Raw genomic sequence first — 25,514 nt, 5'->3', positions numbered from 1 at the left:
TCAAAATCCTCCGGTTATAACCAAATAAGTGCTGTTTTTTTACACTGATCTAATATAAGAGATCTGTTTGCTGTTTTCCTGATAATCAGACCAAAAACGGAAAAAGCTCAGCGTTAGTAGAAACTGTTTATTATTCATAAAGCTCAGTAGACGTGGATATTGGCACTTTCTGTTTCCAAGTGCCAGACACCTCAAAGAGGTTTCCTGAAGATGAATTTTTAATGGTAAAGGTATAATGGCTTTCTCTGGACAAGTAAGTTATCTTTCCCCTGGCCTTAGCGCTTGTGTTGGCTTGAACAAGAATTTCTATTTTACTACCACCGGTTTTTACATAGGGTTCTAAGGACTGCCCTTTTTTATAGGCTACAGGCTGTGACCAGTAAATCTTGCCATCTTTCTTAATTTCATCCATAAATACTGATGTATCTGTTGCATTTACCCAATTAAATGCGTCATCATCGTCACTGGTAAATTCAGACATATGTTTCACATCTTTATAGATGTCCGAAATGTCAACAAACTTTGCTACCCAGTCTGGATTAGTTGCCGTGATTGTATGCAAACCCTCTTCACTGGTATATTCCTTCCTGCTTCCCGGAACCTCTGTAATTTCCTTTTTCACTAGGGTATAACCTTTACCGCGGGTTTGGGTAAAAGAAAGCTGATCCCGATTTCCGTCAGCAAGAATGCCGATCAGGAATTTTCTTGCAGTAGTACCTAAATTCTCCTTCAAGGACAGGGTAAGCTGATCATTTGCTTGCTTTCTTTCTAGTTTCAGCCATCCTTTTTGTAATTCTACATTACCCAGGCCCTTTAAGGCTATAGGTTGTCCGGCCTGATCCAGAAACACCTCTCCTGAGACTGCATCTTTCACATATTCGACCGACCAATCCGTTCCCTTGATGGAGATGCTGTTGTTTTTAAAACCGCTATTCAATTGCATATCCTTGTAATCGGCGCTAAAAAGTTTAATTTCAGGTTGTGAAACTTTTTTTTTACAGCTGAAAATTGAAAGCAGCAATAGTGGCAGGATAAAGAAGCGTTTAGTCATAGTGGTATATTTGGTTTTTGTAAGATAATAATCTTATTTGATTATTAAAAAAATAACATTTTTCTGTATGATGGAGTTAATTTTTTTAAAATTTTGATTCTATCAGGCAAACTGTATAATGCCATTATTCCCCCGTATTCTGATGAAATTTTTTTAAGAGATCGTATTACCTGATACCTCCGATCCTGCTTTTTTCCTCTTCAATTCCTGTTGATCTCCTTCTTGGCTGTCTTACTTCCTTACCACCAAAGGAATAGCTTAAGCCTAACACAATTATCCTTGTTTCTGGTTTATCGTACATCGTGTAATTTAATCCAGGCAGGTTGCTATATATAATTTGTGTTTTTTTGTTAAAGATGTCTTTAACGGAAAGTTTAGCATTTAAACGATTGCCGAAAAATTTATAGGACGTGCCTGCATCTACAAATGAAAATGATTTCAAATAGGAGGTGCCAAAAAGCTGCCTGGATTGATAGCAATAAGAGAGATCGAAGCTGAAATTTTTACTTAGTGAAAATGTAGAATAAGACTTAAAATTCATGGCATTCTGATTACTGTTATAGGTTGTGCCTAAAATATTATTGGAGTAAAAATTCACATGATATGCGCTAAGATCATTATACATAGTCCAGAAACTGGCTATAGTCAGCGGTATACTCAGACTTAAACTGATTGAATTTTGCCTGGCCAGATTCTCAGGAGAAGTAAATAGGGCTTTGCGGACTGTGTCTGGCTTTATAATGTCGGTAATGACATCCTTCGTATGACTATATGCGACTTGCAGCCCATATTTTTGTCGTAAAATATAATTGAAAGACAAGCTGTTAGTGTATTGCGGTTTTAAATCAGGATTGCCGCGTTTATAGGTGTATAAGTCCAGGTAATAAATAAATGGATTCAAAGTGCCATAATTAGGACGATCTATTCGGCTATTGGCTGTTAAACTAACTGTATTATCCTTGTTAATTTTTTTGCTAAAGGTAATGACAGGGAACAAATCCAAATATTCCCTTTTGACCACCTCAGCCATTGTAATAGAATTACCTTTGGTGGATGTATGCTCAGCGCGTACACCCAGCTGCATATTGAAACCAGGCAAATCTTTATTAAGATTTAAATAAGCGGCATTGATAAGTTCTTTATACCGGAATCTATTGCTTTGCTCAAAATCTTTCAACCACGAATTTCCCTCTTTGTTTTCAACCAGAAAATCGTTGTCTGTCTTGACAAGGCTTGATTTAAGACCAATGTCAACGGTTGATGTTTTTGAAAGCGGGAGTGTATAATTAATGGTAAGTGCTTTTATTTTTAAGTCTGTTGGTGATATATTTCTGAATATTGCTGCCTTCATACCAGGGTTTCCATTCTCATCAAAAAAGTTGTTCTCATAAATAACCTGCTCAGCATTATTATAGTTTAAAAGTGCTAAATCAATATCTATTTGCTGACCAAGTGTATCTATTAAAGATTTATAGTTCAGGTTATAAGCTATATTTGAATAGCTGTTTTTCCCCTTATTAAGCGCTATAATTTGGGATGGCTGTGTAACAGAATGATTAATGAACGATTTATTGTTTATTATTTCATCTTGGTCATTGGTATATCCAGCTACAACTAATCCAACCGTATTATTTTTATCAAAATTGTAATCCAGGCCAGCTTTGTAAGTATGATTGTGATTCGTTGTTGTTGAATTACTTTGCTGGACTATATTACTTAGGTTTCCGAGCATATTGGCTGCCCGGTCGAGGTTCAATATTCCGTATCTTTTATTGTCAGCATAATTATAGTTCCCGTAAACGTTTAACTTTTTACTCCTTTGATTTATTGAAAATCCTGTATTAGCCTTTATATATTTTCCAACTGCACCATCTGCAGTAATCGTCCCGTTGCTCCCAAGCTCCTTATTTTTTTTTAAAATGATATTAATTAAACCAGCACTTCCAGACGCATCATATTTAACTGGTGGATGCGTCATGATTTCTATTGATTTAATTTGACTTGAATTTGTGTTACGCAATAAGGAGGTAAGTTGTGAAGATGATAAATAAGTAAGTTTGCCATCTAACATAACTGTAACGCCTTGTTTGCCATTTAATTGGATGGTTCCATCATTTAGAACGGTTAAACCGGGCGCTCTGTTCAATAGATCTAATGCCGTATTACCTATAGCAAGGCTCGTATGCTCAACATTTAAAATAGTTTTATCAATTGATCTCTGGATTAAAGGCTGGGTGCTTTTAATGCTAACTTCTTGTAGTTGTTGTATACTCCGATTTAAGAGAATAGTATCTAAAACAAGACTTTCATTTTTAAGGGGTATCGGTCCGCGCTTTACTTCCCGGATGCCTAAAGATGTAAAAACAATAACATATGTTCCGGGTTTCAAATCCTTAAATAGGTAATAGCCATCTTCTAAAACATTGAGTCTTTGTACTAAAACGGAGTCACTGAACCTTATAAGAGAAACTGTAATGTCTTTTGCAGTCAGACCATCTTTGTATTTTAAATGTCCTGACAGGCTGCTGTTGGACTGGGCAAAGCCTAAGCTACTAATTAGCATGAGCATAAAAAGTATTGATGTTTTCATGAGCAATTGGATTTTTATTGTAATCCAAAACTCGTTGTTATTCCACGAAAGGCCTTCCGGCTAAGCTTAGGCGTATAACCGCATAGGCTTTAGGAATTAACTAATCCTCTTTTTGATAGATTGAAGGAGCCTTGCCCACAATTTCTTTAAAAGCTTTGTTGAAGGTAGACATGGAATTAAAACCAGCTTCAAAGGCTATCGCTTGTATACTATAGTTCCGATAGCGTATATCTTTTAATAATCTTTGGCTTTCAATAATGCGGTAGCGATTTATAAAGGCATAAAAATTCTCTTTGAATTCCTCATTTAAAACCTGTGATAAATGAATCGGTTTTAAATCAAGTTTGTTTGCCATAGAAGTTAAGGTAAGTTCATTATTCAGGTAAGGCTTCTCCGTAGACATAAATTCTTCAATGCTTGCCACATAACCTCTCTTATTAGCTTCAGTAAGTTTTGAATTTCTATATCGATTCTGTTCTGGCATTACAGAATCTATTTTAAAATCTTTTGAAACGTTGTAATAAATGTCTTTTTGATTAATTGCATGTTGCCCCAGCCAATAACTAAATAACAGTAAGGGGATGGCCATTACAGTTCCGTTGATTAATCCTGCATTATCTAATATCCACACTAAAAACAGGATAAATAAGAATATTAACAATTCTTTAATCCACTTTAAATTTCCATTTTCAATCGTAGAGATCAGTTCCTTCGAAACTTTGTCATTTTTCCTTAGAGTGCTAAAGATTAATATGATATAGAACAAGAATTGGATATGATTAAGGTGCCGGTAAAGCAAACTCATAGGCAAGTTTCGGTTCCACAATAAGAAGCTTTCTGGCGGAAATACCCATATAACCAGAAAAAAAACTGCAGGAATACAGTGGAATAAATATCTTTTTTCAAATGCCAGGCGATTATTTGTTAACAAGAGCACATAAAAATATAGGCATGGAAAAGCTAATAAAAGAGAAAATTCGTCTAAAAATCTGAGGTAAAACCCAAAGACATTGTTAAGCGTTAAAATATCATATAAAAGATTTATTGATAAAAAAATGCAGAAAAAAGAAAGAAAAAATGCAGTCAGGCTTTTTCTGCGCTCTTTATTTAAGAGGCTGTAAAGCGCGATGAAAATTAAATTGATGCCAGAAATACCCGTCAAAAGGGTATAGAAGTTAAACACTACCATATCAGGCGCAATAAAAGCTATAATCCATAATGCAATATAGCATTTCAAAATAACTGACTTGTATAGTACTTTTTTATCATATAAGGAATATGTTTTATTATTTTAGCAAATGACGCAAGCTGAATGTGCTGAACTTGCTGAAATAACGCTTATGAAATTTTTTAAATTTTCTTCTTTTTTATTGGGCTTATTCTCTTTAATGGGATGTATGGGAAGTATGAATCCGACAGGAAATTCTTCTCCAGATTATCCTTATTATATGACTACGGAACCAATGGTAGTTAAAAAGATATTAGTTCCGGTGGGAACAACTTTGGTTTATGAGGAACACTTTTTCAAAGAAGGAAAACAAGATAAAATGATGAGTGAGGAAAAACTCAATTCAATAGAGCTTCCAAGTGGTCAAACGATAGATTGGGGAGGTGTGCCCGTAACTTCGATTACGAAATTTTTTAATTCGGAAATGCACGGATTTTCAGTTTATGCAGACTTCGATAAATTAAGCAAAGATAAAAGCACTAAATTCTCCGAGCTGTGGCAAAGCTGCAGTACTGATATAGGAATTACAGTCAAGAACACAGATGATTGGTCTTTTAACACAAAAAATATTTCCGATGTAGAGAGTTGCAGTGTCCTCTATCAGCGATATTTCAAGGAAGATACCAGTCAGCAAAGTTTTTTAAATAATATGTATGCTGAATTATTAAAAATCGGCTCAAAATAAAAACCGTTACAGCTGAGGTAACGGTTTTTGAAATTTTATAATCTTATTTTTATTCCTCCGTTAACTACAAAACCATCAACGGGTGCATAAATATCTCTGAAAACAGGAGCAGTGAGGGTTCCTGTATAGATCGTATCAAACTTAGTCTGGCGGGTATCGCTGAAATTCTCAAAGTTCACAAAAATAGAAAAGCGCTCCCAAAGTTTTTCGGCCATAAATCCTGTAGTCCAGTAACTTTTACCTGTAGTGCCGTCGTTTAGCTGCTGTTTATTGAAGTAATAAGCTTCTAAGCCAATTTTCCATTTATCTTCTATTTCGTACATCAGCACATTATTCAGACGATGTTTAGAAACAAGAGGGTAAACCATGCTTTTGCTTCCCATATGCTGGTTTACATCAGCGAATGTGTAACCAATGAATAATTTGAAATTGCTGTAAGTGATTTTGGCATTGGTTTCCATCCCCTTCGTATCCAGATTTCCGTTAGGCTGAACATAAGCTAAATTGCCGCCTGCATCCGGGGTTAACAAAATCGGGTTATTGATCCGGGTGTAGAAAAACATGTGGTTGATGCTAAATCCGACCTGACCATCAACTATACTGGTGCGGTAGTTTACATCGTAGTTCGCGCCGTAGGAGCGCTCTGCTTTGGTATTCTTCACGTCAATCGGTAACACATTCCGGAATTGAATCCTTTCTGCATCTTCAGTAAACACAGTAGGTGCTTTATAGCCTAATCCTCCGCCTAAGCGCATTGAGAAATGTTGATTGATTTTCAATAGTCCAGAAATCTTCGGCAGGAAAAAAAAGCCGTATTCATTGTGATAATCACCGCGAATACCAGATTCTATACTGAATTTTTCAGCTAAGTTCCAGGTGTTTTGTGCAAATGCCCCAATGGTCGTATAGTGGTAACTTCTTAGTGCTACGCTGCTGTTCTGATGTTCCCTGAAATGGTCAGTCAGGAAATTTACCCCGGCAACCCAGTCTGCTTTCTCACTGTTCCAGCTATAGTTAGCCTCACTATAGGTAGATACCTGTACCCCTGAGAACAGGTAGTCAGGCAGCCCGATACTACGATCGTAGTAACTCACGGAATTACGGATTACGATTTTTTCGCTATCATTTAGTTTATGATCCAGTTCTAATTGTGAGCTGTAACGGCCGGTTTTGTTCTCCTCGAAATAAGAGTGCGCGGCACTGGCGTTTCCTCTTACGTATTCCAGATCACCGCCAATACGTTTTTCAGTCGTAGCATTGATCCCTGCAGAAAGTGTTGTAGCTTCATTAAAATAAAAAAATAGTTTCGGGTTTAAGGTGAAACGGTCAAACTTAGGAATCGCTGTTAAACCAATACCTGACGGATCATAGGCAGTTCCTTTGTTATAGGCTCCGTAAATAGTAATGCCGATTTTGTCAAATTTCTGTGCGTAAAAACTACTGACATCCAAACCCAGAGCAGAAGTTCCATTTAAAAGGAAATTCAGCTGGCGTTCGTTCGTTGGCTTTTTGGATACCAGGTTTACCAGGCCAGCTATCGCACCGCCACCGTATAGGGTAGAGGATGATCCTTTGATCACTTCAACCTGTTGCAGGTCTAACGGTGCTATCTGTAATAAGCCAAGTCCGCCAGAAAAACCTGAATACAGGGGGAAACCGTCCCGTATAATCTGCGTGTATTTTCCGTCCAGTCCCTGAATGCGGATAGCAGAGTTACCACTTGTGGCAGAAGTTTGCTGTGTTTGTATTCCTGTACTTTCAGCCAGCATCATGCGGATGTCGCCAGGCTTCATATTCCCTTTTTCATCGAGCTCTTCGCCTCCAATAACTTCTACGCGGGTTGGAATGCTGGCTATGGTGCGGGTGCTCCTGGTCGCGGAAACAACTACTTCTTCAAGTTCCTCATTTTCTGCCACTGAGGTGAGTGAAATTTCCGCAGGTGTGGTGTTTGAGAGGGGAAAGGTTAAAGTATCAGTTTTGGTCAGAAAGCCGACATAAGTATATTGTATAATCTGCTTACCCGATGGTATATTATTTAGTATAATTGATCCTTTTTCATCTGATGTAGTTTCAAGTGACGTACCTGATATTTTGACAGTTGCGCCAGATAATATCCTATTGGTTTTCGCTTCCTTAATTGTTGCTTTATAAGTATTTTGAGCAAAGGCACCTGCTGTAAATAATAGCATAGCCCAAAGCACAATCGTTCTTTTCATGATTTGATTTTAAATTATTGCATTCGGTAAATATGTCCTGCGGACTTTGGTTGAGGGAACTTAAGATAGCTTGGGCGGTTGCCAGATGAGAACAGAAGGGTTAGTCAGTTTAAAGGGGATGTAAATAGTATTGTGCTGGAACGGTACTGACAGAAAGGTATATGTCCACACAAATTCGCCAGTAAAAGCAAATCCTGTACAAGTGCCGCAAACATAAAAAGGGGAGCAATCTTTACAGCAGTTATCGTCTGTTTCATTGTGCACGCGCACTTTCTTTTGCTCAATTTGATGCGTATGGTTTTCTTTTGCTTCTAACTCACAACAAGGGATGACAGTTAGCAGCAGCGCCATGACAGAAAGAAGAAGTGCTATAAATTTCACGGTGTAAAAAATAAATGAGTTTAGATCAGTTCATTTGACTATGCTTCTTTGCAATGTTACTCATCGGTTAGGTGAAAAGCAAGAGTTTTTAACCTTTATCATTTTCTGAATTGTATAATAAGTTATTTATCATTGATTTATGGTTGTTTAAAAAAGACTTTGTAACTATAAATGGCTGTGTATCTTCATAACTAATTTCTTTTATTCCTGATTCATCGAATTGGTAAATTATTGAATTCGGATAGGCTAATAATATGGGAGAATGTGTTGCAATTATAAATTGTGAGTTCTTTTTTACCAGTGTATCAATTAGGCTCAAGGCGGTTAATTGTCTAGTTGGAGAAAGGGCTGCTTCAGGTTCATCAAAGATATATAAACCATTACCTCCTAATCTATTTGCCATTATAGCTAAAAAAGATTCTCCGTGTGAACATTCGTGTAACGAATTAACTCCGTAATTTTCAGCTACTGATCCCTGGTAGACTTCATCAAGATAAGTGGCTACATTATAAAGACTCTCTGCACGTAAAAAAAAGTAATCCTTTGGTTTACGATAGCTTTTTGAACCTTTCAAATGTCTGGGAAGTAACAGGCCAGCGCTTTCCTCCATATAAACCTGATTTGACCCTCCTTGTGCTGAAATTCCTAACCATTGGGCCAGGGCTTCAATAAATGTAGACTTTCCTGAACCGTTCTCTCCAACAATAAAGGTTACATCTGCATGAAATTTAATTACAGGCATCATTTTTATTGAAGGAATGTTAAATGGATAATTGGCAAAGGACGCAATGCTTCCTTCTTTTAGTCCAATTTCTTGCAAGTATGGTTTAGCCTCCATACATTAATTATGATTGATTAACACTAAGGTTTCCTTGGAACAATAAAGTTTATTCATCAGCTGATATGCGTTTAAATGGGTGAAATTCCCATTGCCTTCTTTACACTTTTGATCTCAAGGTCGATTCCACTTAGTCTGGTTGGATTTTGATTATTATCGCTTGTTAAATTCATTTCATTAAAATTTAATAAATAGTAATAATCTTTTGTGTTCTGCATAAGGAAAAGTTGAGCAGAAACATTTATAATCTCTTTAAACTTCACTACTTCTTCCGCATCAACTACAATATCCTCTATTATACATTGTAAGTCGAATCTATTATGATAGTTCACAAAACACTCATTTGTAATTGGATTTTTGGCGTAGAAAAATATATCATATTGTAAAAGTAAGCTGTTTTCTGCTCCCATTGTCCAGTGGCTCGAAGTATATTGTGTCTGCTTTAACTCTGAATTTTTCTCAAAGTAAAGAAGGTTTATAGAGTATTGCAATAACGTGTTATGCTTCTTTAATATTTTCATGATTTAATTTGTAATCCCAAACAAATATTAAAGCCAATATAAACAAATATTGGCTTTAATATTTGTTTGGGATTATCTACTTGGCTTAAAGCCAAGTAGACATTTGTACTTGTGTAGAATAAAATGCACTTCCATTCCTGGTATATACATAATTTATCTCCCATAACACCGGATTAGTATGTCTTGTAATAAATGGAGTGGCCCGAACAACATAATCATCAACTGGCATTATTGCTGGCCAGACACTTATACTTACGTAGGAGGCTGAAAAACGTGTAAGGGTAAAGGTGAAGTAACTATTTGGCACCTCAATAGAACTTGAAGAAGATGTGTTGAATGAACTGACATTATCTAATTTTATCGGTAATCTAAAAGTCAGTGTAATTGGGGATTTATTTGTAATTGTATCGTTTAATATACCTAGCTCGGATTTTGTAAGTACACTTTGCTTGATTTCCTTCCCTGATTTAGTTTTAATTATTGCAGTGCCATGTTTATCAATAACGATACTTGCGATTGGATCATTTGGAATGATTTTTGAATTTTTCTCAGCGGGATTAATTTTTTCATCCTTTTTACAGGAGGTAATTGTGAGAACACTTAGTAAGAGTAATAAAATTAGTTTCATGTAGGTTTTCATAGTCATTTTTTTATTAGTGAATTTATATTTGGATTTTATTGTTTTTTGGTCTTTCATTGATTGTATATTTGATAATATTTTTATCAAATCATGAAATATAGTATTTGATTTCTTTGCAGTAAATTTTGTATCAAAATATTTTAATTAAATTTCAGGATATTTTTCATTTTCAGGTAGAACAAAAGGGACAAAAAATGGTTAAACACAGTGTTTAAAATGTCCTTAAAGTTCTTTCTAGTATTGAAAAAATTTTATATAAATCGGAAAGAGTTGTCTATTGGTATTCTGAAGGCGGATAGCCAAAAAAAATCTTAAATTGTTTGCTGAAACTTCGTGAATCTGCATAACCAACCTGTTGATAAGTCATGCTTACAGAAACATTATTGTTAAACAACTGCATTGCCTGTTTCATTCTGACGTTTATCAGATATGCGTAAGGAGAGATGCCGAACTCTGTCTTGAAGGTTCTTATAAGTGTTTTTTTTGTTGTATTAAACTCATCTGCTAATTTTTCATTGCTCAATTCAGAATTTCCATAATTTGCATCTAAAAAGTCTTTTACACGATAAGCAGGAAGGTTGGATTTGTATATTAGCGCTGCATGGTAAGCTATTAATAAATATTTACATCTAATAGCTTGGATGTCTTCAAAGATTTCTTTCTCGATAATTGTAGGCTTGCAAAGATTATAAAAAGTTTCTTTTATATGGCCAGTTATTGGGCATTGGGGCATAAAAGCATATAATAAATCATCTGTTTCAATTTTTTGTAAAAAATCAATTAATAATGGGTAACGCTCCGGACTTCTTTTAAGCCAATCTTCCTTAAATACAATGTACAATAAACAATGACTACCTGTGAAAAAATGACTGAGATACTGTCCGGGTTTGTTGGTTGCAGCATAGCAGGTATTCTCATTTGTTTCGGTAATTATCTGTCCATTAACCGTAGTAAACTTAACGACTCCTTTAAGCATTCCGAAAAGAAACATTGTTGGGTGTTCTACGGTATAACTTAAAATAAGTGGAATATGTAGGTTGAGATCATACATTTCCATATAAAAATGATAATTGCTCACATATTGTCTTACTACCGTACCCGCGCTAAGTCTGGTTAATTCTGCATCTGCATAGCTTATAGGAAACAGGCAGTTTTTGGGGAGTCTACCTGTTGCATTCTCTACAGATATGGTTTCTGAGCTGTAACAGGTTCTGATCGGGCTTTCCATCTGTACATATTTTAGATTAAGTGGATTTATGTAGCAAGAGAATAATTTCTCTTCGAAAACAATTATCAGGTTAGTCGATTCTGTTCGTTTAAAATATTGTTTTATTTTACTTATTATTTTAATTTTAACGTTTTATTTTGGAATTTAATTCCATATTGGAAATATAAGGTATTTTTAACGGTTGCCATTATAATACTTGTTACATTTAAATTAATATGTTAATTTGATTGACTATAAGTTTATATATCTACAAGAAAGTGATATAATAAATTTATAATGTAATTTGATATGCCATGTTGATCAGGTCGGATTATATTTCGGTACTACAGTCAAGTAAACTCATAGTCTTGACTGATGATTCGAATCAATCATCAGCTTACTGCTTAAAACCTATTTATATCACATTTCCTTAACATTTTTTGCAATTCTTTAGGTAGGAGCTAATAACAGTTGTGTATTCTGTATTTATACCAAATTCCATTATCTTTACTGCTCAATTTAATATCTTCATTTCGTGATTAATGTAAATAATATCTCCGTTTCATTTGGCGGAACTACCCTGTTTAGTGATGTAACGTTTTCAATTAATGAAAATGATAAAATAGCCCTGATGGGTAAAAATGGTGCCGGCAAATCTACCATCTTAAAGATAATTGCCGATGCTATAAAACCCACTTCGGGTAATGTAACCGGGCCAAAGGATGCTGTAATTGCATATTTGCCACAGCATTTGCTTACGCAAGACAATGTTACTGTTTTTGAAGAAACCTTAAAAGCTTTTCAAGAGGTACATCAGATGCAAAAGGAGCTGGACGAGCTGAATGAGCAGCTGACGATCAGAACCGATTATGAAAGCGACGATTACATGAAGTTAATTGAGCGTGTATCGGAACTGAGTGAGCAGTTCTATTCGGTAGAGGAAGTCAATTACGATGCTGAGGTAGAAAAAGTATTAAAAGGCTTAGGTTTTGAACGTAAGGACTTTACCCGCCAAACTTCTGAGTTTTCGGGCGGATGGCGTATGCGGATCGAACTGGCCAAGATCTTATTAAAGAAACCAGATCTGATTTTACTGGATGAGCCTACCAACCATATGGATATTGAAAGTATTCAATGGCTGGAAGATTTTTTAATCAACTCAGCAAAGGCTGTGATGGTAATTTCACATGACCGTACTTTTATAGATAACGTTACCAATCGTACAATTGAGGTTACGATGGGCCGGATTTACGATTACAAAGCCAAATATAGCCACTACCTGCAGTTGCGTGCCGACCGCCGTGTTCACCTGTTAAAAGCTTACGAAGAACAACAACGATTTATTGCCGATAACCAGGAATTTATAGACCGCTTCCGAGGTACTTACTCAAAGACTCTGCAAGTGCAGTCACGGGTGAAAATGCTTGAAAAACTAGAAGTTATCGAAATAGATGAAGTGGACACTTCGGCATTACGCCTGAAGTTCCCACCATCGCCACGTTCAGGGCAATACCCGTTAATTGTAGAAGAGCTGACCAAAAAGTATGGTGATCATGTAGTCTTCGAAAAAGCATCACTGGTGATTGAACGGGGAGAAAAAGTGGCTTTTGTGGGTAAAAATGGCGAAGGGAAGTCAACCATGATTAAATCAATTATGAATGAGATTGATTTTGAAGGCAGTTTAAAAGTTGGCCATAATGCAAAGATTGGCTACTTTGCTCAAAATCAGGCGGCACTGCTGGATGAGAATTTAACAGTATTTGAAACAATTGATCAGATTCCATTAAGCAGTGGAACCCTGAAAATCAAAGACCTTTTAGGTGCCTTTATGTTTAGTGGTGACGATACAACTAAAAAGGTTAAAGTGCTTTCTGGCGGGGAGAAAACGCGTTTAGCGATGATTAAATTATTGCTTGAACCAGTAAATGTATTGATCCTTGATGAGCCGAGTAATCACCTGGACATGAAGACCAAAGATATTATTAAAGAGGCTTTGCAAGATTTTGATGGTACCTTGATTCTGGTATCGCACGACAGGGATTTCTTAGACGGACTGGCTCAAAAAGTATTCGAATTTGGTAATAAACGTGTCCGTGAGCACTTTGAAGATATTAAGGGGTTCCTGGCCTATAAGAAAATGAGCAGCTTGAAAGAGATTGATAAAATATAAATCAGATAGGAAATAACCAGTTTTACCTAAACATAAAAAGCCGCTTTCTATAAAGAAAAGCGGCTTTTTATGTTAAATGATCTATGTATTTTATTGGAATTATCTGACTACAGTAGCTTCCAGTTCGACCGTCAGGGTTGCAAAAAGACCTTTAACTTCCAGTAAGGTTGTAGCTTGTTTTATGCCATACTTCTGCAAAAAATCCTGATACACATCTGCACATGTACTAAAAAAATCCTGCACAGAAGTAGTGTAAACATTCAAACGGACAATGCCGGAACAATCATACCCGGCACTCTGAATAAGTTCTTCCAGGTTATGAATAGTAAGCAGGAGCTGAGTTCTCATAGCCGCCGCACTAGGCTGCCCATTCCCGTCTATTGCTGCTTGTCCTGAGCAATAAAGTGTGCCCTCCACATTTTTAACCTCAACTGCCTGAGCTGAATTTGTGTATTCACCCCATTTCCACGGGTCAACTGATCTTTTTTCCATTGTTTTTGATTTAAGTATTATTTATTCTACAAACCTAAATCCCAATAGTGACAACTGTTTGTCACACCAAAAACTCAGATCATTTTATATAGGCTATAATTAATTTGAATTTAAGGATGGTTGTGACATACTGTTGTCACTGGTACGCTTAAATTTGTTAATATTAAAATCGCGCGTTACAAGAAATAATGAAGACAATGGCTATGGAAGACAGCTTAACAATATATCCGGCAGACAATATTCAATGGCGCGAATGGTTCGTGTTAAACCATTCAGAATGCAAAGGCATTTGGCTGGTCTATAACAAGAAGGTCAGGGGAAAAGAATTACCAGGGCTTTCCTGGAGCGAGGCTGTAGATACAGCGCTTTGTTTTGGTTGGATAGACAGTAAAAAACTACCTATCGACGAAAAGAAATTTATGCAGTATTTTTCAAAAAGAAAGCCTAAAAGTGGCTGGTCGGGAATTAATAAGCAAAAGGTTGAAAATCTAATTGATCTTGGACTCATGGCAAATGCTGGCTTACAGACCATCAAAGCGGCAAAACTCGATGGCTCCTGGGAAATGCTGGATGCCGTCGAAAGCTCATCATGCCTGAAGACCTGGCTTTAATGCTGAAAACGCATGGCCATTGCAAAGTTTTTTTTAATTCGCTCAGTAAGTCAGTTAAAAAATCTATTCTTTACTGGCTTTTATGTGCAAAAAGAGAGGAGACACGAAATCGGCGGATTGCTGAAATCATCAGGTTTACAAACGAAAGAAAACTGCCCAAACAGTTTTCATAACGATTTCTGTGCACTAAATTATAAAATACAGGCTTAAATGTAATATTGAACCCATAATCATGGAAGATGGAAAACATAAAAAAATTTGAGAGGATAGTTCATATATTTTTTCTGCTTCAATCGAGGTCTGTCTTACCGATCGAAGAATTGATAGAGAAATTTCAGGTAACCAGGCGGACGATTTACAGGGATCTGAATATGCTTGAACGTGCAGGGGTTCCAATGGTCCACACCGCAGGAGCGGGGTATTCAATAGTTGATGGTTTCAGGCTTCCTCCAGCCAGGTTTACAGAAGGGGAGGTATTGAGCGTAATGATCGCAGAGAAAATTATGCGCAATCATGAAACTGAATCTGTCCGAAGAAATTTTGAGCAAGTTCTGACCAAGATCAAGAGTTCATTCCATAGCTACCAGAAAAATGAAATTCTGCACCTTCAGGATAAACTTCTGATTAAGGAAAAATTTGATGCAAAAAACTATGTCCCCAATATTATGGATACTTTGCTCAAAAGTTCTGTAAACAAGAAGCTGACAGGAATCTTATATAAAAATGCAAAGGATGATAAACCAAATTTAAGGACGGTAGAACCAATTGGTGTTTTCAATGAAAATGGGAATTGGTATCTTTTAGCCTACTGCCATTCCAGAGGTGATTATAGGAACTTCAGACTGGATAGAATACAAAAATTAGAGGTACTGGAAAAACATTTTGAGAAAGACCATCCCTCAGTGAACGCATTAAATGAGCTTTATCATTCCCAGTATTTTACGGAAATTACAGTGAGTGTTGATAAAAAATATGCTCATTTTTTATCATTTGAACGTGATAATTTTGGTTACGTCAAAGAAATTATAAATGATGAAACCGTATTGATGTATTTTAATTGTAAATCTCATCCGACATCGTTCGTCAGGTGGTTTTTAAGATTTATTGATGTCGGGGAAATTATAGGACCGATTCATCTTAAAGAAGAACTATTCGTCATATTGAAGGCTGCTATGGTAATCAGGGAGCAGGAATAATACGTTCTCTTAACTTAAAAAACCGCTTTTCTGACAAGAAAGGCGGCTTTTTAAGCTTGAGTATTTTATTTATTTTAGAATTTCATCTTTAATAAACTTGCAGCTTTGTGTAACCGAACCAATCATATCTGGTTTATAGTTAGTTTCATGTTCTACAAAGAAGTATTTCATGCCGGAAAGCTTTGCATGTTTGAAAATATCTTTATAATTGATACTTCCCGAACCAACTTCTGCATTCAAAGCCGGATCTGACTTGTCCATGTCTTTAATATGCCACATCACAAACCTTCCGGGATTAGCCTTAAATAGTGTGTATGGCTGAATACCTGAACGAATAACCCAATAGATGTCCATTTCAAAGTTGACTAATTTTTTATCTGTATTCTTTAGCAGGATGTCCATCCCTGTTTCATTGCCATATTTGATAAACTCAAAATCATGGTTATGATAAGCCAATTTCAGTCCTGCATTTTTGCAAAGCTGACCTGCATAATTGAGCCTTTTAGCCATGGTTCTGTAATCCGCGGCACTGGTTCTGACATCTGGGTTCAACCAGGGAATGGTAACATATTTCAATCCAAGAATTTTAGCGGCATCGATTGCAGCCTTAAGTTCGGCCTGTTCACCTGTCTTAAAGTAGGGAGTCATATTAAAATGACCGCTGATTGGCTTCAAATGGTTTTCGTCAAGGATTTTTTTAAGTTCAGCTGGTTTCAAACCCCAAAATTGATCCTTGATGCTAAAGCCATAAAGTTCGACTTGTGTATAACCTGCCGTGGAAACTTTTTGTAAGGTTCCCTGAACATCTTTGGAAATGAGCTCACGAAGAGAATATAGCTGCAGGCCAACATCTTTTCTTTTTTGGGCATTCGATGCTGCTATCCCTGTGAAGAACAGGATAACAATAAGTAGTATTCCTGATAGTTTTTTCTGTGATTTAAACATATAGATTTTTTTTACGTTAATGATTTAAAAAAGGGTACCGGGGGAAAGATAATGTTTATTAAACTGAATCCCCGGCCCCTTCAACTATTAACCAAAAGTCCTTCGCCTATTGGAAAATTTATAATTATTTGTTTACCCTATGTATTATAAATTATTATTTTTCATTTCACTGACCGCATAATCACAAGCCCTGGCGGTCAAAGCCATAAATGTTAATGAAGGATTCTGGCAAGCGATTGAGGGCATACAGGAACCATCGGTTACAAACACATTGCTCACCTCGTGCATCTGGTTCCATTTGTTCAGTACAGAAGTCTTGGGGTCTTTACCCATTCTTGCCGTTCCCATTTCATGGATAGCCATACCCGGATAACATTCATTATCAAATGTTTTTACATTCTTCATTCCTGACGATTCAAGCATTTCTGCGGCATCATTCATCATATCTATCCGCATCTTTTTCTCGTTTTCCTTGTATTCGCAATCTATTGCCAATACAGGCTGTCCCCATTTATCCTTTTTGGAATGATTGATGTAGACCTTATTTTCATAGTATGGTAACATTTCTCCAAAACCACCCAGTCCAATCGTCCATTTGCCGGGACTGGTCATCTTTTCCTTAAGACCTGATCCAAATGAAAGTTCCGCGACATCATCTTGCCAGTTTTCCCGGCTTGCGCCTCCCTGGTAACCAAAACCACGCAGGTAATCTCTTTTGTCGTGACCGATATTCTGATACCGGGGAATATAAATCCCGTTTGCCCTGCGTCCATAAGTGTATTTATCTTCAAAGCCTGTTGCATCACCTGATGCACCGCATTTGAAATGATGGTCCATCAGGTTATGGCCAAGTTGCCCGCTGCCATTTCCCAGGCCATTGGGGTGAGCCTCAGAGGTCGAGTTAAGCAAGATAAAAGTTGAGCCAAGCGTAGAACCATTCACGAAAATTATCCGTGCATAAAATTCCATCGTTTGCTGCGTCTGTGCATCGATTACCATTACTCCCTTTGCCTTTTTGGTATCCTTATCGTAGATAATATGGTTTACGATTGAATAAGGCCTTAAGGTTAATTTATTGGTTGCAACTGCAGCGGGCAGGGTTGCTGACTGGGTGCTGAAATATGCACCAAAAGGGCAACCACGGCTGCAAAGGTCACGATATTGACAATTGCCCCTGCCTTTATGCGGAACGGTCAGGTTAGCCACACGGCCTATCATCATAATCCGTTCCCTGTTATATTTCTCTTCGATTCTCTTTTTCACCGTTTTTTCCACGATGTTCAGGTCCATTGGAGGCAAAAAGTTTCCATCAGGACATAAGGGCCAGTTTTCTTTTGAGCCACTGATCCCTGCAAATTGTTCAGCATAATCATACCATGGGGCGAGGTCATCATATCGGATCGGCCAATCTGATCCGTATCCGTCTTTAGCATCATCCTCGAAGTTCGCCTGGCCAAAGCGATAACTTTGTCTGCCCCACATCAGGGATTTCCCCCCAACATGAAAGCCTCTGTACCAGTCGAATCTTTTATCTTCTGTATATGGACATTCCAGGTCGTTTACCCACCACTTAGCATTCGCTTCCTGAAAGGGATAGTCCCTTTTCTGGACAGGGTGGGTACTTTTTTGTTCTTCGGTTAACCTCCCCGCATGTTGGAATTCCCAGGGGTTCTTCATGGCCGTGTCGTAATCTTTGATGTGCTCTATGTTCTCTCCACGTTCGAGCATCAGCACACGAAGGCCCTTTTCGGTTAATTCTTTTGCAGCCCATCCGCCACTGATCCCTGAGCCCACAACAATTGCATCGTAAGTATTTTCAGCCTTTAAATTTGTGTTTATATTCATGAGGTGTCGTTCGTTGTTTATAATTAACTTTAAGTTGCCCAGGATTTCTGACCGGGTTTCAATACCGCAGAACCGTCATATCTTCCTGGCACCTGCACATACGCTCTTGCTTGTGTACAGCCTATTTCTGAGGAAAAGTAACCGATTAGCGTCAAGTCCCGTCCAAGTATAAAAAAGGTTTTCAGTGGGCTTAAACCGTCAGTACTGTTCGTGCTTTGGAGAATGACCATTTCCCTGATGCTCCCCACATAGTGGTTTTTCTCTTCCACTGTCATTGCACTAAAATCCTTTTTATAATCACTTATTGCTTTTTGGCGGAACTCCTGCATGCCCTTATAAAATGCCGACCTTTCCTTTTCCGGATAACAGTCTGTAATCATCATTGGAATAAATTCCCCGAGTCCTGCCAGCTTTGCACCTGCAGAATCTTTTGTGGCAGGGATGACTATATCTGCAAAATCCGCGAGTAATTTCCTGTCTTCAGGTGAAAAATTGATTTGCTCACCTGACTCTTGTGGATTGGTACAACTCTTGAACAGAACTCCCATTGTGGTAGCTGAAATTGCACCACCCAGCAGGAGTGCAACGTTCTTCAATGCGTCTCTTCTTTTCATTTATTTATGTAAGTACTAGTATTTGGGAGAAATTAAGCAGTAGGTTTCCTGAACGCATAAGCTATAGCAACACTTAAAAGTAATGCCCCGGTAAAGGCAAGCGCAATGGTCAGGGAAAAGTGATAGGCAATAAATCCAAGCATTGCTGGTCCGGCAAGCTGACCTGCGTAGCCCATAGTGCTTATTGCGGGAATGGCGGCTGAAGCAGGGATACCTTTAAGCCTGCCGCCCTCACTAAAGAATACAGGTACTATATTTGCGGCACCTGCACCCAGGAGTACAAAGCCAAAAAGAGTAGCTGGAATCCATTGGGTTGCTACGGCAATGAAAATCCCCAAGGCAGCGATCAGGCCACCACCAACTACTACGGTTTTTCCACTAAACCGCTCTACTATACGATCCCCCAAAAGTCTCATGGCTGCCATTGCAATGGAGAAGGTTGCATACCCAACCCCTGCAAGTTCTGCGTCTATTCCTCTGTTCTCTTTTAAGAAAAGGGCGCTCCAGTCGAGCATAGCTCCTTCAGATAGAAATACGGCAAAACATGCTGCGCCAAGAAAAATTACGCGGGAACTGAGCCATCCCGGGCTGGTTTTTGTTTTATTTTCCTGATGTATATTATTTTCTGGCAGATTACCTTCCTGCTGTTTGGAGAACAGCAACTGGTATTTCCAGAGCAGAATGACTATAAGCAGTATTGAAATTGAAATTGCGGCGGTTAAGGGATCAAGACCAGCCCTCATCAGTAATCCCAGCCCCAGGGAGCCACATAAGCCACCTACGCTAAAAAGACCGTGGAGGGATGACATAATAGGCCGCCCATATAGATTCTGAACATGGATACCATGGGAATTCATCGCTACATCAATGACACCGATCGCTCCTCCAAAAACAAAGAGTGCGGCTCCCATCATCCATGGATTTGGCATCAATAACAGGATGGGCAGAAAGATAGCAGCGACCAGTCCCGAAATCAATATCACGATCCGTGTACCGTAAAGCTTAGAAAGGTATCCACTCAGGGGCATCATTGAAATGGCACCAGCCCCAAAAAGAAGTAGTAGCAGTCCAAGACTACCATCATTCAAGTGCAGTCTTTCTTTTGCAAAGGGTACCATAGGGGCCCAGCTGGAGAGCGCAAACCCGCACACCAGGAATATATATTGTGTTGCTTTTTTGGCTTTAGTTGTAGCCTGGTTATTATCCATGGGGCAAATTAATGCAATTTATTGCAAATTTGCAAATAGTCGCTAAATCTGTACCTTTAAAAATTACTTTAACAATACAAGTATTTCAGGCAACCAGCTGAAAGAATTATATTTGTAAGGAAATGATCAGAGAAAAACGGTTCGGGCATATAATCTCCAGTTTGAAGAATACAGGTACAGTTACCTATAGTCAAATGTCTATGGATCTGTTAGTTTCTGAAGACACCATTCGCAGGGACATTGATTATCTGGACGAAAATGGCCTTTTGTCAAAAGTTAGGGGGGGAGCAATATCGCGTGATAAAAACCCACTTTCCTTTCAGGACCGCACTGATTTTCATTCTACGGAAAAAGAGATAATCGGAATGAAGGTTCAGCCTTTAATTAAGCCCGGAATGAGCGTGTTCATGGATGGTGGGACTACAGTATGTGCGGTTGCGGAATGTTTACCAACTAATGCTTCATTTAGGGTTATAACAAATAATTTAGCCCTGGTTCCTTTGCTGGCCCGGTTCCGGAATATAGAGATCATCGTACTTGGGGGAAATCATGATAGGGATACACAAACAAACACAGGTGCCAGAACATGTGATGAGGCTGCTGAGTTCGTTGTTGACCTTTACCTGATGGGCACTTGTGCAATCTCAAAGGATTTTGGTATAACTGCTTCCATAAGAGAGGATGGGGCTGTAAAGAAAGCGATGCTGAAAGGTTCGAAAACGGTTATTGTGCTTAGCAATAGCAAAAAAGTAGGCGCAAACGAACCTTTCGTGGTTTGTGGGCTGGAAGGGATTAACGTGTTGGTAACTGAACTTCCAAGTAATGATCCTAAGTTGGATGAGCTGCGTTTTAAGAACCTTAAGATTATCTGATAATGTGCCCGGAACAAGGCGCAGTTACAGGCTGGCTATTGCCTTCTCTACCTTCCTGATCTTAATGTTTTTAAAAGAGATTCCCTTGTTCCAGTCCTGCAGGGCGATACGTCCTTTCAGGTGCTTTCCGAATTCAGGAAAGTTCTTAAAACTGGTGTTGGCAACCGCTTCTTTCCAGTGAATGGAATTAAAGTTTTCTTTAGCGGTTACAATGCCATTAAGCATAAATTCAATCTTCCCATCTTGTTGTCTGATCGCGGAATGGTTCCATTCGTTTGGCGGTTTAACCTCTGCGGCGTTTAACTGGGGGGCGAAATTATAGAGACAACCGGGACGCTTCATTTCCTTTTCGTAATCAAGATGTCCTTTTTCCAGCAGTTGATATTCCGGACCTGAAGCCCAGGCAGTAGGAATATCGGGACGTTCGACTACATTAATGAATACGCCACTATTTCCTTCCCTGGATATTTTCCAGTCGAAGCTAAGTTCATAATTTTCAAAGTCCTGATCGGTTACCAGATCTCCGTGCGTGGCAGCTGTACCGGGAAGACATTTTAATTCACCATCCTGGGCCACCCATACTGAGGAAACATCGCCCTGATTGTAGAGGTGCCAGCCTTTTAAAGTTTTGCCATCGAACAATAATTGATAGCCTTGCTCTTTCTCCTGCCTGGAGAGTTCGTTATCCTTAGGTTTAGTAGAACTGCATGAGGTAATGATGGCAGCGGTCAGTGCTGTGGCAGTGATTATTGTAACGAGCTTCTTCATAGAAAATAATAGATGATAATTATCAAAACGAATACCTTTGTTGCTAATGTAAGCAAATTTGCATTAGTTTGCATAATGTGGAGGTCAAAAATAATATCGGCTTTGGGGATGTTTTGTCTGATTGGAATCCCAGGTATCTGCAGACCTTACATCCTTAAAGGAAAAGCTCAAAAGTTTTAATATTCTTCCTTAATACTAAAGCTAAGCCAAAATCATTTTCTTGTTATTTCTGCTCCACTCGCTCCAACTACCTACATACAATTTCGGTAGGGGCATACCTGCATAATCTATCGCTAAGAGTGTATGACAAGCGGTTACGCCAGAGCCACAATGTACAATCACATTTTCAATTTTATAAGCAGTCAGCGCTTTTGAATATTTTTCTTTTAGAATTTCATGTGCTAAAAAGGCCCCGTCTGCATCCAGATTTTCCGTAAAAGGAATATTTATAGCGTTAGGTATATGGCCAGCAATTAAATCTATAGGCTCGGTTAAGCCTGCAAAGCGATTTGCGTCACGCACATCAATAATTGCATGATTATTACTGTTGCTGGCAACTTCTACTTCAGCTATTGCTGCCAGTGGTAGCTGCCATTCTGTAAATTGATAAGGCGCTGCTGGTTTCACTGACGGAACTTCAGCGTTTACAGCAAAGCCGGCTTTAGTTGCAGCAGTATAACCACCATTTAAAACCTGAACTTTTTCATGACCTATTGACTTTAACATCCACCAGAATCTTGCAGCAGCGTTAGATCCGTTTTTATCGTCATAAACAATTACATGCGTATCTTTTGTGACTCCGTATTTACCTAAAAGCCGGGCAAAATGCTCAAAAGCTGGTAGCGGATGCCTGCCGCCAATAGCGAAATCTTTGATGTCAGCCAGATCACTATTTAAATCCAGGTAAAACGCACCATTTAAGTGTTGTTCATCATACCTTGGTTTCGATCCTGCGCTTACATCAAAAAGGATGAAATCGTTTTTACTTAGTATAATTAATTCCTCAGGTTGTATAATGGATGATAGTTTCATGGCCTTTTTTTAAGTTGTGAATATAATGGAAAAGTAGTTGATTTCTACCTTGTAAAATCCAATCTTATTAATTTCATAATCCTGGAAGGAATTACCAGTACTTCGGCTATTTTTGTAAAAATTGGTAATCCGGATAAGAAATGGAAACTGCCGGAAATTATAACATTACGATCAACAAGCTTAATGCGCTCATTAAGATTCAGTAGATCTGGTAAAAACAACAATATATATGAAGAAGCTAATTTTAATAGCATGTTTATGGGGCAGTTTAACGCTTGCCAAAGCCCAGCAATTGAAGTCCCCGGATGGAAAACTAACGATGACTTTTGCACTGGAAAATGGGGGCCGGCCGGGTTACAGCCTGGTTTACAAAAACAAAGATGTGATTAAACCAAGTAAGCTCGGACTGGAGCTTAAAGATGATAAAAAATCTTTACTATCAGATTTTACTGTTGCTGATACTAAAACTTCCTCTTTTGATGAAAGCTGGAAACCGGTTTGGGGTGAGGTAAAAACTATCCGTAATCATTATAACGAACTGGCAGTTACTTTGAATCAGAAAGAAACAAACAGGGTAATGATTATTCGTTTCCGAATGTTTGATGAGGGATTGGGATTCCGTTATGAATTCCCTTCACAGAAAAATCTGACTTATTTTGTAATTAAAGAAGAGAAAACACAGTTTGCAATGGCAGGGGATCATACTGCATTCTGGATAGCTGGAGATTACGATACACAGGAATATGATTATACGACCTCAAAGCTTTCTGAAATAAGAGAACTGGCTGCAAAAAACAAAACAGAAAACCTTTCTCAGACATCTTTTTCTCCAACTGGTGTCCAGACTTCTTTAATGATGAAAACCAGCAATGGACTATATATCAATTTACATGAAGCTGCATTGATCAATTATGCTTGTATGCACCTGAATCTGGATGATAAAAATATGATTTTTGAATCATGGCTTACCCCAGACGTAAAAGGAGATAAAGGTTATATGCAGGCACCAGCCAATTCACCATGGCGTACGGTGATGGTAAGTGATGATGCCCGTGATATTCTGGCTTCAAAAATGACCTATAACCTGAATGATCCGGGTAAGATAGAAGATACTTCATGGATCAAACCCATCAAATATGTTGGGGTATGGTGGGAAATGATTACCGGAAAGTCTACATGGGCTTATACGGATGAGTACCCTTCTGTACAGCTTGGTATTACTGATTTTTCAAAAGCTAAGCCAAACGGCAAACATGGTGCAAACACTGCTAATGTAAAAAGATACATTGATTTTGCTGCTAAAAATGGTTTTGGTGGCGTACTGGTTGAGGGCTGGAACGAGGGTTGGGAAGATTGGTATGGCCATTCAAAAGATTATGTATTTGACTTTGTAACCCCTTATCCTGATTTTAATGTAACTGAAATCAGAGATTATGCCAAGGCTAAAGGCATAAAAATGATTATGCACCATGAAACGTCAGGTTCAGTACGTAATTATGAGCGTCATATTGATACGGCTTATAAATTTATGAAAGCCAACGGTTATGATGCCGTTAAAAGCGGTTATGTAGGTAATATTCTGCCAAGAGGCGAAAATCATTACAGCCAGTGGATTGTAAACCATTATCAGTATGCCCTGGAAAAAGCTGCTGAATACAAAATAATGGTCAATGCGCACGAAGCTGTCCGCCCAACTGGTATTGCACGTACTTATCCTAACCTGATTGGCAATGAATCTGCAAGAGGTACAGAATATCAGGCTTTTGGAGGGTCTAAGCCAAATCATGTTACTGTACTTCCGTTTACACGTTTGATTGGCGGGCCAATGGATTATACACCTGGGATTTTTGAAATGGACATCAGCAAACTTAATCCTGATAATCATTCTCATGTAAACAGTACGATTGCCAATCAGCTTGCACTTTATTTAACGATGTACAGCCCGCTGCAGATGGCAGCAGATTTACCTGAGAATTATGAAAGGTTCCCTGATGCTTTCCAGTTTATTAAAGATGTGGCAGTGGATTGGGATGATAGTAAATATCTGGAAGCAGAGCCAGGTCAGTATGTAACTGTTGCCCGTATGGCAAAGGGAACCGGACAATGGTTTGCAGGCAGCGTAAATGGTGATCAGGCACGTGTTTCCAATATCTCTTTCAACTTTTTAGCACCTGGTAAAACTTATGAAGCTACTATTTATGCTGATGCAAAAGATGCACATTATAAGACTAATCCTCAGGCCTATACTATCCGTAAGGTCTTAGTAACGAATAAATCGAAACTTGCTCAGCTTTGTGCTCCGGGTGGTGGTTATGCGATCAGCTTTAAAATAGCTGATCAGGCAGCTATTCAAGGGTTAAAAAAACTGTAGTATTGAAAAAACTTTAATTTAGAGCGCCTGTGT

23 protein-coding genes are annotated in these 25,514 nt (G+C 38.2%); 7 read left to right on the top strand and 16 right to left on the bottom strand.

The window, feature by feature from the left end; translation table 11 throughout:
* Positions 1 to 130: 130 nt before the first annotated feature.
* From LY11_RS02015 to LY11_RS26595, 3 genes are all read right to left on the bottom strand, one after another.
* Positions 131 to 1,051 carry a hypothetical protein gene (locus LY11_RS02015; RefSeq protein WP_111632048.1) on the bottom strand — a complete coding sequence of 307 codons (921 nt, stop codon included), beginning with the start codon at positions 1,049 to 1,051 and terminating at the stop codon, positions 131 to 133.
* Between the two features lie 166 nt (positions 1,052 to 1,217).
* Positions 1,218 to 3,641: an outer membrane beta-barrel family protein gene (locus LY11_RS02010; protein WP_111632047.1), complete on the bottom strand. Its 2,424-nt coding sequence runs from the start codon at positions 3,639 to 3,641 to the stop codon at positions 1,218 to 1,220.
* A gap of 100 nt (positions 3,642 to 3,741) precedes the next feature.
* Positions 3,742 to 4,272, bottom strand: coding sequence for a helix-turn-helix domain-containing protein (locus LY11_RS26595; protein WP_170132603.1), 531 nt, complete (start codon positions 4,270 to 4,272; stop codon positions 3,742 to 3,744).
* Between the two features lie 709 nt (positions 4,273 to 4,981).
* On the opposite strand from LY11_RS26595, the gene LY11_RS02000 reads away from it, so the two are divergent.
* Positions 4,982 to 5,554 carry a hypothetical protein gene (locus tag LY11_RS02000; protein ID WP_111632244.1) on the top strand — a complete coding sequence of 191 codons (573 nt, stop codon included), beginning with the start codon at positions 4,982 to 4,984 and terminating at the stop codon, positions 5,552 to 5,554.
* Positions 5,555 to 5,589: 35 nt separating this feature from the next.
* Here the strand turns inward: LY11_RS02000 and LY11_RS01995 are convergent, their stop codons facing one another.
* The 6 genes from LY11_RS01995 to LY11_RS01975 all read right to left on the bottom strand — a co-directional run bounded on the left by LY11_RS01995 (position 5,590) and on the right by LY11_RS01975 (position 11,378).
* A complete protein-coding gene (locus LY11_RS01995; protein WP_111632045.1) occupies positions 5,590 to 7,770 on the bottom strand; it encodes a TonB-dependent receptor in 2,181 nt (726 codons plus the stop codon).
* A 60-nt stretch (positions 7,771 to 7,830) separates the two neighbouring features.
* Positions 7,831 to 8,151 (bottom strand): DUF6660 family protein, encoded by a 321-nt coding sequence (locus LY11_RS26485; RefSeq protein ID WP_146610786.1) that lies wholly within the window; start codon positions 8,149 to 8,151, stop codon positions 7,831 to 7,833.
* A gap of 88 nt (positions 8,152 to 8,239) precedes the next feature.
* A complete protein-coding gene (locus LY11_RS01990; RefSeq protein ID WP_111632044.1) occupies positions 8,240 to 8,989 on the bottom strand; it encodes an AAA family ATPase in 750 nt (249 codons plus the stop codon).
* Between the two features lie 71 nt (positions 8,990 to 9,060).
* Positions 9,061 to 9,510 (bottom strand): hypothetical protein, encoded by a 450-nt coding sequence (locus LY11_RS01985; RefSeq protein WP_111632043.1) that lies wholly within the window; start codon positions 9,508 to 9,510, stop codon positions 9,061 to 9,063.
* Between the two features lie 85 nt (positions 9,511 to 9,595).
* A complete protein-coding gene (locus LY11_RS01980) occupies positions 9,596 to 10,207 on the bottom strand; it encodes a hypothetical protein (RefSeq protein WP_111632042.1) in 612 nt (203 codons plus the stop codon).
* Between the two features lie 217 nt (positions 10,208 to 10,424).
* Positions 10,425 to 11,378, bottom strand: coding sequence for a helix-turn-helix domain-containing protein (locus tag LY11_RS01975; protein ID WP_111632041.1), 954 nt, complete (start codon positions 11,376 to 11,378; stop codon positions 10,425 to 10,427).
* A gap of 514 nt (positions 11,379 to 11,892) precedes the next feature.
* Between LY11_RS01975 and LY11_RS01970 the strand changes: the two genes are divergently transcribed.
* The gene (locus LY11_RS01970; protein WP_111632040.1) at positions 11,893 to 13,527 is read left to right on the top strand and encodes an ABC-F family ATP-binding cassette domain-containing protein; all 1,635 of its coding nucleotides are present in this window, start codon (positions 11,893 to 11,895) and stop codon (positions 13,525 to 13,527) included.
* Positions 13,528 to 13,626: 99 nt separating this feature from the next.
* Here LY11_RS01970 and LY11_RS01965 read toward each other — a convergent pair whose 3' ends face one another.
* Positions 13,627 to 14,019, bottom strand: a complete 393-nt coding sequence (locus LY11_RS01965; protein ID WP_111632039.1) for a RidA family protein — start codon at positions 14,017 to 14,019, stop codon at positions 13,627 to 13,629.
* A gap of 197 nt (positions 14,020 to 14,216) precedes the next feature.
* Here LY11_RS01965 and LY11_RS01960 point away from each other — a divergent pair, with 197 nt between their 5' ends.
* From LY11_RS01960 to LY11_RS01955, 3 genes are all read left to right on the top strand, one after another.
* Complete coding sequence (locus LY11_RS01960; protein ID WP_245952558.1) at positions 14,217 to 14,630, top strand: YdeI/OmpD-associated family protein; 414 nt, start codon at positions 14,217 to 14,219, stop codon at positions 14,628 to 14,630.
* Positions 14,609 to 14,803: a YdeI/OmpD-associated family protein gene (locus tag LY11_RS27030; protein WP_317047972.1), complete on the top strand. Its 195-nt coding sequence runs from the start codon at positions 14,609 to 14,611 to the stop codon at positions 14,801 to 14,803. The genes LY11_RS01960 and LY11_RS27030 overlap by 22 nt, the downstream gene beginning before the upstream one ends.
* Before the next feature lie 66 nt (positions 14,804 to 14,869).
* Positions 14,870 to 15,826: a helix-turn-helix transcriptional regulator gene (locus LY11_RS01955; protein WP_111632038.1), complete on the top strand. Its 957-nt coding sequence runs from the start codon at positions 14,870 to 14,872 to the stop codon at positions 15,824 to 15,826.
* Between the two features lie 69 nt (positions 15,827 to 15,895).
* On the opposite strand, the gene LY11_RS01950 is transcribed toward LY11_RS01955, so the two are convergent.
* The 4 genes from LY11_RS01950 to LY11_RS01935 all read right to left on the bottom strand — a co-directional run bounded on the left by LY11_RS01950 (position 15,896) and on the right by LY11_RS01935 (position 20,438).
* Positions 15,896 to 16,771: a sugar phosphate isomerase/epimerase family protein gene (locus tag LY11_RS01950; RefSeq protein ID WP_111632037.1), complete on the bottom strand. Its 876-nt coding sequence runs from the start codon at positions 16,769 to 16,771 to the stop codon at positions 15,896 to 15,898.
* A 144-nt stretch (positions 16,772 to 16,915) separates the two neighbouring features.
* Positions 16,916 to 18,616, bottom strand: coding sequence for a GMC oxidoreductase (locus tag LY11_RS01945; protein WP_111632036.1), 1,701 nt, complete (start codon positions 18,614 to 18,616; stop codon positions 16,916 to 16,918).
* 29 nt (positions 18,617 to 18,645) lie between these two features.
* Positions 18,646 to 19,230 carry a gluconate 2-dehydrogenase subunit 3 family protein gene (locus tag LY11_RS01940; protein ID WP_111632035.1) on the bottom strand — a complete coding sequence of 195 codons (585 nt, stop codon included), beginning with the start codon at positions 19,228 to 19,230 and terminating at the stop codon, positions 18,646 to 18,648.
* 32 nt (positions 19,231 to 19,262) lie between these two features.
* Entirely contained in the window at positions 19,263 to 20,438 is a 1,176-nt protein-coding gene (locus LY11_RS01935) for an MFS transporter (protein WP_111632034.1), read from the bottom strand.
* A gap of 122 nt (positions 20,439 to 20,560) precedes the next feature.
* On the opposite strand from LY11_RS01935, the gene LY11_RS01930 reads away from it, so the two are divergent.
* Complete coding sequence (locus tag LY11_RS01930) at positions 20,561 to 21,310, top strand: DeoR/GlpR family DNA-binding transcription regulator (RefSeq protein WP_111632033.1); 750 nt, start codon at positions 20,561 to 20,563, stop codon at positions 21,308 to 21,310.
* Positions 21,311 to 21,334: 24 nt separating this feature from the next.
* Here LY11_RS01930 and LY11_RS01925 read toward each other — a convergent pair whose 3' ends face one another.
* Both LY11_RS01925 and LY11_RS01920 read right to left on the bottom strand, forming a co-directional pair.
* Complete coding sequence (locus tag LY11_RS01925; RefSeq protein ID WP_111632032.1) at positions 21,335 to 22,078, bottom strand: 3-keto-disaccharide hydrolase; 744 nt, start codon at positions 22,076 to 22,078, stop codon at positions 21,335 to 21,337.
* 201 nt (positions 22,079 to 22,279) lie between these two features.
* On the bottom strand, positions 22,280 to 23,110 hold the full coding sequence (locus tag LY11_RS01920) for a sulfurtransferase (protein ID WP_111632031.1): 831 nt from the start codon (positions 23,108 to 23,110) through the stop codon (positions 22,280 to 22,282).
* A gap of 229 nt (positions 23,111 to 23,339) precedes the next feature.
* Between LY11_RS01920 and LY11_RS01915 the strand changes: the two genes are divergently transcribed.
* Positions 23,340 to 25,481, top strand: a complete 2,142-nt coding sequence (locus LY11_RS01915; protein WP_111632030.1) for a glycoside hydrolase family 97 protein — start codon at positions 23,340 to 23,342, stop codon at positions 25,479 to 25,481.
* The last annotated feature ends 33 nt before the right edge of the window (positions 25,482 to 25,514 follow it).

Origin of the sequence: Pedobacter cryoconitis (genome assembly GCF_003259615.1) — a bacterium.
In the GTDB taxonomy this organism is placed as follows: domain Bacteria; phylum Bacteroidota; class Bacteroidia; order Sphingobacteriales; family Sphingobacteriaceae; genus Pedobacter; species Pedobacter cryoconitis.
The sequence above is the reverse complement of the archived record's forward strand: the minus strand, read 5'-3'. Positions and strand labels throughout refer to the sequence as shown.